Source organism: Actinoplanes sp. NPDC049265, assembly GCF_043197135.1.
In the GTDB taxonomy this organism is placed as follows: domain Bacteria; phylum Actinomycetota; class Actinomycetes; order Mycobacteriales; family Micromonosporaceae; genus Actinoplanes.
The window spans coordinates 300597-311927 of sequence record NZ_JBICSP010000003.1 but is presented as its reverse complement, the minus strand read 5'-3'; the positions used below and the strand labels follow the sequence as shown (position 1 = coordinate 311927).

General features: G+C 71.5%; 10 protein-coding genes. 4 read left to right on the top strand and 6 right to left on the bottom strand.

Annotated features, from left to right (window positions below; genetic code table 11):
• The first annotated feature begins 96 nt into the window (after positions 1 to 96).
• Entirely contained in the window at positions 97 to 948 is an 852-nt protein-coding gene (gene folP, locus ACGFIO_RS11310) for a dihydropteroate synthase (RefSeq protein ID WP_392825103.1), read from the top strand.
• Between the two features lie 32 nt (positions 949 to 980).
• Here the strand turns inward: folP and ACGFIO_RS11305 are convergent, their stop codons facing one another.
• Complete coding sequence (locus ACGFIO_RS11305) at positions 981 to 1532, bottom strand: TetR/AcrR family transcriptional regulator (RefSeq protein WP_392825101.1); 552 nt, start codon at positions 1530 to 1532, stop codon at positions 981 to 983.
• A gap of 104 nt (positions 1533 to 1636) precedes the next feature.
• Here ACGFIO_RS11305 and ACGFIO_RS11300 point away from each other — a divergent pair, with 104 nt between their 5' ends.
• Positions 1637 to 3043, top strand: coding sequence for an MFS transporter (locus tag ACGFIO_RS11300; protein ID WP_392825100.1), 1407 nt, complete (start codon positions 1637 to 1639; stop codon positions 3041 to 3043).
• Positions 3044 to 3237: 194 nt separating this feature from the next.
• Entirely contained in the window at positions 3238 to 3963 is a 726-nt protein-coding gene (locus tag ACGFIO_RS11295; RefSeq protein ID WP_392825098.1) for a hypothetical protein, read from the top strand.
• Positions 3964 to 4357: 394 nt separating this feature from the next.
• On the opposite strand, the gene ACGFIO_RS11290 is transcribed toward ACGFIO_RS11295, so the two are convergent.
• From ACGFIO_RS11290 to ACGFIO_RS11270, 5 genes are all read right to left on the bottom strand, one after another.
• Complete coding sequence (locus ACGFIO_RS11290) at positions 4358 to 4732, bottom strand: carboxymuconolactone decarboxylase family protein (RefSeq protein ID WP_392825096.1); 375 nt, start codon at positions 4730 to 4732, stop codon at positions 4358 to 4360.
• 14 nt (positions 4733 to 4746) lie between these two features.
• Positions 4747 to 5229 (bottom strand): MarR family winged helix-turn-helix transcriptional regulator, encoded by a 483-nt coding sequence (locus ACGFIO_RS11285; protein WP_392825093.1) that lies wholly within the window; start codon positions 5227 to 5229, stop codon positions 4747 to 4749.
• Positions 5230 to 5246: 17 nt separating this feature from the next.
• Positions 5247 to 6110, bottom strand: a complete 864-nt coding sequence (locus ACGFIO_RS11280) for an MBL fold metallo-hydrolase (RefSeq protein WP_392825090.1) — start codon at positions 6108 to 6110, stop codon at positions 5247 to 5249.
• Between the two features lie 62 nt (positions 6111 to 6172).
• A complete protein-coding gene (locus ACGFIO_RS11275) occupies positions 6173 to 7990 on the bottom strand; it encodes a LamG-like jellyroll fold domain-containing protein (RefSeq protein ID WP_392825088.1) in 1818 nt (605 codons plus the stop codon).
• 397 nt (positions 7991 to 8387) lie between these two features.
• Positions 8388 to 10103 carry a carbohydrate-binding module family 20 domain-containing protein gene (locus tag ACGFIO_RS11270; protein WP_392825086.1) on the bottom strand — a complete coding sequence of 572 codons (1716 nt, stop codon included), beginning with the start codon at positions 10101 to 10103 and terminating at the stop codon, positions 8388 to 8390.
• Positions 10104 to 10204: 101 nt separating this feature from the next.
• Here ACGFIO_RS11270 and ACGFIO_RS11265 point away from each other — a divergent pair, with 101 nt between their 5' ends.
• Positions 10205 to 11209: a LacI family DNA-binding transcriptional regulator gene (locus ACGFIO_RS11265; RefSeq protein ID WP_392825083.1), complete on the top strand. Its 1005-nt coding sequence runs from the start codon at positions 10205 to 10207 to the stop codon at positions 11207 to 11209.
• Positions 11210 to 11331 lie beyond the last annotated feature (122 nt).

Sequence of the window (11331 nt, the reverse complement as noted above, 5' to 3'; positions counted from 1 at the left end):
TTTGTTCCGGACCGCCAGCCACCACAGAAATCGCCCAGGTCCCCGTATGTCCACTACGACACTCTTACCCATCGGGGGCTGTTACCGTCCAGCGATATGCGACGGGTGATCGGCGGCCGGCAGTTCGACTTCGCGCGCCGGGTGGCGGTGATGGCGATCGTCAACCGGACGCCGGACTCCTTCCACGACCGGGGCCGCACCTTCGCGTTGGAGCACGCGCTGACCGCCGTACGCGCCGCCGCCGAGCAGGGCGCGGACTGGATCGACATCGGCGGTGTGCCGTTCGCGCCCGGCCCCGAGGTGACACCGGCCGAGGAACTGGACCGGGTGCTGCCGGTGGTCGAGGCGGCCCGCGAGCTCGCGGTGGTGTCGGTCGACACGTATCGCCCGGAAGTGGCACGCGCGGTGATCGCCGCGGGCGCCGGCGTGATCAACGACACCTCCGGCCTGCGGGACCCGGCCATGGCTGACGCGGTCGCGGGTACGGACGCCACGCTCGTGATCACGCACAGTCTCGCCGCGCCCCGCACGCTGCATCCGTCGCCGCACTACGACGACGTGACCAAGGAGGTGTGCGCCTTCCTGGAGCAACGGTTGCGGGTTGCCCTCGACCGCGGCGTACGCCCCGAGCAGATCGTCCTCGACCCCGGCCACGACCTGAACAAGAACACGCTGCACTCGCTCGAGCTGACCCGCCGGCTGGACGAGGTCTGCGCGCTCGGCTATCCCACCCTGGCCGCGATCAGCAACAAGGACTTCATCGGCGAGACCCTGGACCGGCCGCAGTCCGAGCGGCTGGCCGGCACGCTCGCGGCCACCGTCTTCTGCGTCCTGCGCGGCGCTCGCGTCGTCCGCGTCCACGATGTCCGCGCGGCCGTCGACGCGGTGCGCATGACCGAGGCCATGCTGGGTTGGCGGGAACCGGCCTACACCCGGCACAACCTCTAGGCCGGGGTCCCTGGATCGGCCGGGACGCGGGTCTACGGCTGCGGGTCGAGGCTTCCGGCCATCTCGGCCATCCACGGCTCGGTCTGGATGGCGCCGGGGCCGACCAGGCGCAGTGAGCCGAGGACGGTGCCGAGCATGCCCATGGCCATGAAGTCGCGGGCCTCCTGGGCGGTCGCGCCGGTCAGCTCCCGGACCGTGGTGTAGATCCGCCCGAAGCCGGCCCGGATCACGTCGCCCATGGTCGGGTCGCCGGCCGCCGCGAAGCCGTGCAACAGCAGGGTGATCAGCTCGCGCTCGGCGATCAATTCGTTGTACGAGGTGCCGAGCGCCTCCAGCGTCGGCGCGTCCCTGGCGGCCGCGGTCCGGAAGTGCTCCTCGATCCGGTCGCAGGCGTAGCCGACGGCGGCGATGAAAAGTTGTTGCTTGGTGCCGAAGAGCCGGATGACGTACGGCTGGGAGACGCCCGCGAGGCGGGCCACCTGGTCGGTGGTCGTGCCGGCGTATCCGCCCTGGCTGAACGCGGTGACGGCGGCCGTGATCAGCTGATCGTGGCGCTCCCCGGCGGTGAGTCTGGTCCTGGGCATGCGCTCAGGTTATCAGTGAATAACTTCTTCCCTTGACAAAGTTATCAGCGGATAACTACCTTGGCCCTCGTAGTTATCAGTGAATAACAACTTGGGGGATCCCGATGACCGCCACCACCCTCGACCGGACCGCGGCCACACCGTCGCGCAAGGCCCGCCCGCTGGCCGCGGTCCTCGCCGCGACCGGCATCCCGATCTTCATGGTCACGCTGGACAACCTGGTCGTGACCACCGCGCTCCCGGTCATCCGGACCTCGATCGGCGCCTCGCTGACCGACCTGCAGTGGTTCGTCAACGCCTACACCCTCCCGTTCGCCGCGTTCCTGCTCACCGCGGCCGCCCTGGGCGACCGGATCGGCCGCCGCCGCATGTTCGTCGGCGGCATCACCCTCTTCACGCTCGCCTCGGCCGCCGCCGCCCTCGCCTCCGAGCCGTGGCAGCTCACCGCCGCCCGGGCCGTGCAGGGCCTGGCCGGCGCGGCGGTCGCGCCACTGTCGCTGACTCTGCTGGCCCAGGCCGTACCCGATCGGATGCGCAACGCGGCGGTCGGCATCTGGGGCGGCATCAGCGGCCTCGGCGTCGCGGTCGGCCCGGTCGTCGGCGGCGCCGTCACCGAGGGCCTGGACTGGACCTTCATCTTCTGGCTGAACGTCCCGGTCGGCGTCGTCGCCGTCATCCTCGCCGCGGTCGTCCTGCGCGACTCGCGGGGCGGCGCCTCCAAGCTCGACCCGCTCGGCCTGGTGCTCTCCGCGGCCGGCATGCTGCTGCTGGTCTGGGGCGTCGTGGACGGACCGGACCACGGCTGGACCTCCGGCCGGGTCGCCTCGATGCTGGCCGGCGGCGCCGCCCTGATCGGCCTGTTCATCGCCTGGCAGCGCCGCAACGCCACGCCGATGATGCCGCTGCGCCTGTTCCGGTCGCGCGGGTTCAGCCTGGTCTCGATCGTCACGCTGACCTTCTCGGCCGGCACGTTCGGCGCGGTGTTCCTGCTCGCCCAGTTCTTCCAGGTCGTCCAGGGCCTCAGCCCGCTCGACGCCGGCATCCGCACGCTGCCCTGGACGATGGCCCCGATGGTGATCGCGCCGCTGGCCGGCATCTTCGCCGACCGGATCGGCCTGCGTACCCTGATCGCCACCGGGCAGGCCCTGCTGGCCGGCGCGCTGCTCTGGATCGGCCTCGTCACCGGCACCGACACCTCGTACGCCGCCCTGGTCCCGTCCTTCGTCATGGCCGGCATCGGCATGGGCCTGACCTTCGCCCCCATCTCGACCATGGCCCTGGCCAGCGTCTCCGAGTCGGAACGGGGCGTGGCCTCGGGCGCCAACAACACCATCCGCGAGTTCGGGGTGGCCGCCGGCGTGGCCGCGCTGGCCTCGGTGTTCAGCTCGTACGGCGGCTACACCAGCCACGCCGCCTTCATCGACGGCATCGTCCCCGCGGTCTACGTCGGCGCGGCCGTGATCGCGGTCGGCGCCCTGGTCGCCCTGGCCCTCCCCGGCCGCCGCGCCTGACCCACACCAGTGGTAGGCAGTGGCGGTGTCCGGGACTCGGACACCGCCACTGCCCACCACTCAGCGCGGCAACCACTACCCCCAAGATCGGGCCGAACGGGCAACGGCCTTGAGACTGGCCACAGTGGACGAATTGGATGGAACCATCCGCCGGGCATGAGCCGGCGGACCCATCGAGCTTGGGAGGGAACCCCTTGCGGGCAACCAGAATCGTCCTGTCCGTCCTCGTCGCCACCGGGCTGGCGGCTGCGCTGGCACCGGCCGCCGCGACGGCCGCGCCGGCCGCCAGCCGGACCTACTCGTACGACTTCAGCACCGACACGCAGGGCTGGACCGCCGGCTTCGCCGACTACGACCCGAACTCCGCCGACCTGGAACTCGCGTCCGGCATCGCCGCGTTGCCGAGCGGCGCCGGCAGCGGCAGGGCCTTCTTCATCCAGGGCCACAACCGCAGCGACGACATGTACATGTTCTTCAAGCGGCGGCTCGGGACGACGGACGGCATCGTCGCCGGCCAGCGCTACTCGGTGCGGAGTGCGGTGACCTTCTGGAGCAAGGCACCGAGTGGCGGCTGCATCGGCTCCGGCGGCTCCGAGGGCGCCTCGGTCTACGTCAAGGCCGGCGCCTCCACCGCCGAGCCGACCCTCTACCTGGACAACATCGGCCACTACCGGGTCCACCTGGACAAGGGCAACAACAGCGTCAGCGGCACCGAGGCGACAGTGATCGGCGACGTCGGTAACGGCCACGAGTGCGGCACCAAGATCTGGACCAAGATCACCCGCAGCTCGACCACGACCCTGACCGTTCAGGCCGACAGCGGCGGCAACCTGTGGCTCAACGCCGGCACCGACTCCGGCTTCGAGGGCATCACGCAGCTCTACTACACCAACATCTCGATCACCCTCGCCACCGTCTAGGTTCGCCTTTCGCGGGTCCACCCGCGCTGGGCGCGGGGTCGGGGCGGGGTCCGCCAGACGGCGGCGGCCCTGCCCCCCTCTCGGTCCTGCCACCCGCCCAGCCCAACAGTGGTAGCCCAGCCCGGCATCCCGCCCCGAGCACCCGACCCGCCCGCCCGGCCTACCACCAGAACCCACAGTGGTAGGCCGGGCGGTACCCGGGACAGATACACCGCCAGGGCCTGCCACTGAGCACCCCGGACCGGGACCGGCGGCAACCACCGCGACCCGGCAACCCCGCCGCCTGGGAAACCCCACCCCAACCCCAGCGGCAGGCCGAGTCAGACCCGCAACCCCACCCCACCCCGAACCCAGCGGCGCCGACGCCGCCAGACCCGCAACCCCGGAGGCGTCTTCAGCGCCCGCGCCGGACGGCCTCCATGGCCGCGGACGTGCCGGGCTGCCCGAGGTAGGCGGCGAGCAGGACCATCAGAGCGGTCAGCCCGTCGGTGTCGATGCCGTTGCGGCGCGCCAACTCCAGGTAGACCGAGAGCCGCTGATCGGTCACCTGCTGAGCCACCAGCGCGGCGATGATCGCGACGCTGCGGTCCCGGTCGGTCAGCGCGGTGCTCTGCCAGCCGGGCCCACCGGCCGCCACATAGGCCTCGCGGGTGAAGACCGCACCGGCCCGCTCGGTCATGAGTCGTTCGGCTTCCGCGGGTTCGACGCCGAGGTTGCGGGCGTACACCTTCCGCCCGGCGACGGCACGGTCGTCCAGGGGCATCGTCATGGGATCTCCCAGGGTCAGAGGCAGGACCCGCGGTCCGGGGACTCGCCGATGATCGCGAAGAGCATCCGGCGCAGGTCCCGGACCTGGTCCGGGCCGAAGGAGCCGAGCGCGGCGGCCTCGACGGTGTCGCAGTCCGCGGCCACCCGCGCCCGCAGCGCCTCGCCCGCGTCGGTGATGACCGGGATTCGCAGACGACGGTCGCCCGGGGCGCTGTGCCGTACGACCAGGCCCCGCTTCTCCAGCCGGTCGAGCTGGCTCATCAGGGTGGTCTTGTCCAGGCCGAGGGATCGCCCGAGGTCGGACTGGGTGAGGCCGGGGGTCTTGTCGAGCGCGCTGAGCACGATGTAGTCGCGCAGGGCGAGTCCGTGCCGTTCGGCCGCCTCGCCGGTCACCCCGCGCATGCGTTGCGCGGCCCGGTGCAACAGCCAGGTGATCTCGGAATCGACAGTCGGCGCCGGGCCCGCGGTTTCGGCCACCGGCGGCTGTGGGGTTGGCATGGCCGAACCGTACGCCGTCACGCCGGGTGGGTGGCGACGTCGGGCGTCAGCAGCGGAACGCCGTCGTAGGAGCCGAGGTCGTGGGCGGGCACGATCCGCATGAGGCCGTCCAGGGCGATGATCCGGAGCAGGTCCTGGCGCAGCTGCCGCCGGTCGCTGTCGGCGAGCCGGCTGAGCAGCCACGGGCGTTCGACACGGCGCCGGATGCCGTCGAGCTGCCAGGTCAGGTCGCCGATGAAGGCGTACCGGGGGCCGGTCGGCGGGGCCACGAAGACGATCACGGATCCGGTGGTGTGGCCACCGGCCGGCACGACGACCACCGAGCCGTCCCCGTACACGTCGAAGCTGGCGGGAAAGCCCAGGTAGGGGTGGTTGTCGAAGCCGTACTCGTGTACCTCGTGGCCCTGCGCGACCCGACGGAAGACCTTGCCGTCGGGGTCGGTCGCGGCATAGAGCCGTTCGGCGGCGTTCATCCAGATCGGCGTGCCGGGCAGGCGGTCGAGGCCGCTGCTGTGGTCCCAGTGTGAGTGGGTCAGCAGGACGCCGCGCAGCCGGTCGCGGGCGTGGCCGGCCGCGTCGAGTTGGTCGCCGGCCGTGCGACCGGCCCGGTAGGGGGCGCGGACCAGCCGGGGAAGCATGCTCACGTGCTCGGCCACGTGGGCGCCGAAGCCCGCGTCGATCAGCAGGTCGCCGTGGGGGTGGCGGACCAGGACGGCGGAGGCGGCGAACTGGCGCTTGTCGCGGAACGATCCGCCGCGTACGGCGAGGGCGGCCCGGGTCTCGTAGGTGCCGGTCGGCAGGTGGTGGACGGTCATGCCGGCCGGTGGGTGGGCTTCGGGTAGCGGTTCGGCCCAGGCCGGCGGCCGCGGGAGAGGTGTCATGGTGCGATCGTATGAGCCAAGAACGTCTGAGGCAAGACGTTCTCGGCTCATACGATCTGCCGTTACGCTCCGACCTTGACCCAGACGTCGTCCAACTCGCCGTGGAACTGGTCGTTGTCGGCGCCGACGCCCTTGCCGCCCAGGCTCAGCGGCTGAGCGGTGATCACCGACAGGGTCGCCGGGATCGCCGTGCTGGTCTTGACCACGCCGTCGACCACGATGCTCAAGGTGGCGCCGGAGCGCCGGCACTCGAGCGTGTGCCACTGGGCATTGGCGATCGACTCGCGGCTACGGGCGATCAGCACGGCACCGCCGGCCTTGTCGCTCATCGCGCAACTGGGTTTGCCCGAGGCGCCGTCGGCCTGCAGCTTGTACTGGCCACCGCCGGTCGAATAGCCCTTCTGCAGGATGTTCTCCCCCGCCCCGGTCTCCTGCGGGCTGAGCCGGATCGCCGCGCCGTAGCTGAGCGGCCCGGTGCCCGGGTTCAGGTCGGGGGTGTCGGCCGACTGCAGCGCCAGCTTCGGGCAGGCGGTGCCACCGCACTTGGCCGGGAAGGCGAGAGCCTGGCCGTTGCCGTGCGGGACCATCCGGACCACGCCGCCGTCCCGGGCGATCGCGTGCAGCAGGTGCTTCCGGCCGGAACCGTCGTCGAAGGTGCCGTCCGCGACGGTGGTGTCGAAGTTGTACGACGCGACGTAGGGGCTGGCCGGCTGGGCCGGTGCGGCCGGGCCGGAACTCGGCGCCACCGGGCCGGCCTCCGGGCCCGACTCCGGCCGGTCGATGCGGAAGGCGGCGTAGCGCTTGCGGGACAGCGTACCGATGGTGGTGAAGTCACCGACCGTGCTGACCACACCGAGCGACGGCGAGGCCGCCATCCCCCGGACCCCGGCGACGCCGTTGGCCTGCGGAGCCCAGTCCAACAGGTTGCCCTGGCCGTCGACCGCGGCCAGCTTCACCCGCGGCACCGAGCCGTCGGTGCAGGCCCCCTTCACACCGTTGTTGGTCGTGGTGCAGGCCCGGTCGAAATGGCCGCCGACGTACGTGATGCCGTCCAGCACCGCGATCGCCTGCGCGTCACCGTCGAACACCCGGGTCCATCTGGTCGCACCGGCCGGCGAGTACGCGATCGCCCGCCCGCCCTGCCCGCCCAGCGCCGCCCACACGCCGGTCGAGTCGGCTGTCAGCGCGATCACCTGGGACACCGGCTTGGGTAGGAACGACTTGTCGAGGACACCCTTGGTCCCGTCGACCGCGGTCAGCCGCAGCGTGGACGACACCCCGTTGGTCTTGTGGAAGCTGCCGCCCAGGTAGACCCGGTTGCCGATGACCGCGAGCGCGTTGACCACGTCGTCGGTGGTCGGCGCCCAGGCGGTGTCCAGTTTGCCGTCGGCCAGGGTGAACGCGGCCAGGTTGGCCCGCGGCGCGTCGTCGACGGCGGTCAGCCGGCCACCAAGGTAGAGCCGGCCGTTGCCGACGCCGAGCGTGTTGGGCTGGCCGGTGACCGCGTGCTTGAGCGGGGTGAGCGCGCCCGAGGTGGCGTCCATTCCCGCCACCGAGTCGCGGGCGGTGCCGGAGATCTTGTTGAAGTCCCCCGCCGCGTAGACGGTGTCGCCGTCGACCGCGAGCGCGCGCACGTTGGCGTCGGCCGACGGCGTCCAGGGCAACAGCGCGCCGGTCCGCGCGTCGAACGCGGCCAGCCGCTCGCGGGCGATCGTCTTGCTGTTCACCACCGCGGCGGTGAAGCTGCCGCCGACGTAGACGGTGTCGCCGCGATGCACGACCGCGTAGATCGGCCCGTTGAACGACGGCGAGGTGACCGGTTCGCTCCCGACCACCTCGGCCAGCGCGGCGCCACCTCCGGCGATCAGCGCGGTGGACACGCCGACGATCAGGGCACGACGGGCTGCACTCTTTGTACGAATTCGGGTAATGAGCACAGGGAACGGTAGCTTGCCCGATTAGCGGCATAGGCCGTGCACCGGTCCGGCGATCGGGCCACAAATCAGCCCGAACGTGCCGTCACCACGCCACCCTCGCCGCTGCGAGCGCGGACCGCGTACCACTCGGATCGAGGTGTTGCCGCAGGTCGGGCGGCATGATCCGGAACGGGTGAGCCCGCCCGGACCGCTCGGCCGGCCGCATCGGCGCAAACGCGAGCAGCCGGCGGGCCGCGTCGCCGCGCGCTACCCGGCGCGCCACGCTCGGCCGAAATATCGCCGGATCGAGGGATAGCCCCCGGCCACCACCACAATGGATGCGGGCAGACGTCAGATGCGCCTAGCGCCAGGTGTCGTCCCAGGCGGCAGTGCAGGGGCCGGAGGACGGGGTGGCGCGGGAGCGGTTGGGGTCGCTCTCCCAGATGACGGTGGAGCCCTCCTTCTTGATGTACTTGTAGGCCACGGTCCGGCCGGCCGGCAGGGTCGTCGTGGCCCGCCAGATCGGGTACGTCGCGGACGACAGGGCCACCGCCGCCGCCGGGTTCCAGCCGCCCAGTTCGGGCACGTCACCGACCACGAACACGTTCTGACCCCAGGTGGTGGTCGCGTTGACGGCGAAGGAGACCGACGCCGCCGTGCAGCCGGAACCGCCGCCACGGGCCCCGGTGTGCAGGGCCACCGCCGCGCCCGCGGGAACCGTGATGGTCGCCTGACCACTTCCGTCCACTGTGTACGCGGTACACGCGTCGCCGGCCAGCACGTCGCAGTAGGCGCCCGCGGCCAGGCCGGTCGCGAACGAGCGGGTCAGCGCCGTGCCGGAACGGTTGAACGCGATGAACGCCGCGCCGCCGCGGGAGAAGGCGATCTGGTCAGAGCCGTTGGTCCACCAGTTGGCGACGCCGGCCGTACCGGCGGAGGCCCGCCAGGCCACCAGGTTGGCGATCGCGCGGTGTTCGCAGACCCAGCCGCTGCCGCAGGTGACCTGGTTCGTGGTGCCGTCGGCGGCCGCCGGTGGGCCCTGGTCGGCGCCGCTGAAGTCGTAGCTGGACATCACCTGCGGCACGCCGTACGGGTAGGCCAGCAGGAACGCCTGCGCCAGGCGGTAGGTCGTGCCGTTCTTGTAGGTCAGCACGCTGCGCCCGTTGCGCTGGGTGTCGTGGTTGTCGACGAACGCCACCGCGTCACCGGAGGCGAGGCGCATCCGGGCCGGCAGGCCGTCGAGCTGGGCCAGGTTGCCGTCCCGGAAGGCGGCGCTGACCACGTCGCCGTAGCGGAATTCGGTGACGTCGCCGATCCCGGCGTACTCCTCGGGTGCCGGCTCTCCGGAACCGCCCTCGATGACCTCGGAGAACACGTAGGGGTCGCCGTTCACACCGTCGACGATCGCGGCGACGTCGGCGGCGGGCATGTGTTTCGCCGCGTCCAGCCGGAAACCGTCGACACCCAGAGAGACCAGATCATTGAGGTACGCGGTGAGCTTTCCGCGTACGTACGTGCTCTCGGTCCTCAGATCGGCCAGGTCGACCAGCTCGCAGTTCTGGATTTCCCAGCGGTCGCCGTAGTTGACGATGTCGTCGTTGCCGTTGCGCCCGCAGTGGTGGAAGTCGTCGGCGCCGTACGGCACGGCCGGATAGGCGTAGTGGGAGTAGGCCGAGCCGCCGCTGCCCGTACCCGTCGAAGACCCGCCCGCAGTGTGGTTGAGCACCGCGTCGACGTAAATTCTGACCCCGGCGGCGTGGCAGGTCGACACCATCGACGCGAACGCCGCCCGGTTGCCGCGCCGCGACTCGAGGCGGTAGCTGACCGGCTGATAGTCCTGCCACCAGGGGCGGCCGGCGACCAGGACGTGCTCCTGGGGCGGCGACACCTGCACACCCCCGAAGCCCTTCGGGCCGAGCACGTTGGTGCACTCGCTCGCCACCGAGGCCCACGGCCACTGGAAGAGGTGCACGATGACGTCCTTCGTACCCGCGGCTTGTGCTTCTTCGGGAAGGCCGGGGACGAGCAGGACGACCGCGGCGAGGGCTCCGATCCACTTCCGCATCACCTTCCGCATGGTGGGAAGCATAGACGTTCGCCTATCTGATGCCACCGGGTGCCGCGAGACCGCTTCTGGATGGAATACTTTCTGAAAGTTACGAGGAAGGCGGCGGCGCGGTGGACGGCAGGCGGGTGACGATCGCGGCGATCGCGGCGGAGGCTGGGGTTTCCGTACCCACCGTCTCCAGGGTTTTGAACGGACGTACGGACGTCGCCCCACAGACCCGCGAAAAGGTCGAGGAACTGCTCAGCGCACACGGCTACCAGCGCCGGGCGTCCCGGCAGCGGCCCGGCGGCGCCGCACTGATCGACCTGGTCTTCAACGACCTGGACAGCCCGTGGGCGGTCGAGCTGATCCGCGGCGTCGAGGAGGTCACCCACGCGGCCGGCGTCGGCACGGTCATCTCCGCGGTGCACCGCAAATCCACGGCCACCCGCCAATGGCTGCAAAACCTGCGTGCCCGCGCCTCCGACGGGGTGATCTTCGTCCTGTCCGGCCCCGGCGTCGCCCACACCGAGCTGCAGCGCCTGGGCATTCCGGTGGTGATGGTCGACCCGGCCGGCAACGCGGGCAACGACGTCCCCACGATCGGCGCCACCAACTGGGCCGGCGGGCGGGCCGCGACCGAACACCTGGCCTCGCTCGGCCACCGCAAGATCGCGCTGATCGCGGGCCCGAAAGACCTGCTGTGCAGCCGGGCCCGGCTGGACGGCTACCGAGCCGCGCTGGAGGAAGCCGAACTCGACTACCAGGCCATCACCCAGGGCGACTTCCAGCACCGCTCCGGCTTCGAGGGCGCGGCCGAACTGCTCGACCGAGCCGACCCGCCGACGGCCATCTTCGCGGCCAGCGACACGATGGCGCTCGGCGCCTACGAGGCCTGCCGGGTACGCGGCCTGCGCATTCCCAGCGACATCAGCATCGTCGGCTTCGACGACCTGCCCGAGTCACACTGGGCGTCGCCGCCGCTGACCACGGTCCGCCAGCCGCTGGCCGAGATGGGCGCCCTGGCCGCCCGCACCGCCTTGCGCCTGGCCCGCGGCGAGCACATCGAGGTCCCGCGCGTCGAGCTGGTCACCGAACTGGTCGTCCGCGACAGCACCACCGCGCCCACCACCTGACCCCGCGTTCCACCCGCCGCTACCACCGCGCCCACCACCTGACGCCGCGTTCCACCCGCGCTACCACCGCGCCCACCAGCTGACCCCGCGTTCCACCCGCGCTGCCATCGCGCCACCTCGAT

Bases quoted from the DNA above. Each gene is read 5' to 3' on its own strand.
- folP (WP_392825103.1), top strand. From the start codon at position 97: ATGCGACGGGTGATCGGCGGCCGGCAGTTCGACTTCGCGCGCCGGGTG.
- ACGFIO_RS11305 (WP_392825101.1), bottom strand. From the start codon at position 1,532: ATGCCCAGGACCAGACTCACCGCCGGGGAGCGCCACGATCAGCTGATC.
- ACGFIO_RS11300 (WP_392825100.1), top strand. From the start codon at position 1,637: ATGACCGCCACCACCCTCGACCGGACCGCGGCCACACCGTCGCGCAAG.
- ACGFIO_RS11290 (WP_392825096.1), bottom strand. From the start codon at position 4,732: ATGACGATGCCCCTGGACGACCGTGCCGTCGCCGGGCGGAAGGTGTAC.
- ACGFIO_RS11285 (WP_392825093.1), bottom strand. From the start codon at position 5,229: ATGCCAACCCCACAGCCGCCGGTGGCCGAAACCGCGGGCCCGGCGCCG.
- ACGFIO_RS11280 (WP_392825090.1), bottom strand. From the start codon at position 6,110: ATGACACCTCTCCCGCGGCCGCCGGCCTGGGCCGAACCGCTACCCGAA.
- ACGFIO_RS11270 (WP_392825086.1), bottom strand. From the start codon at position 10,103: ATGCGGAAGGTGATGCGGAAGTGGATCGGAGCCCTCGCCGCGGTCGTC.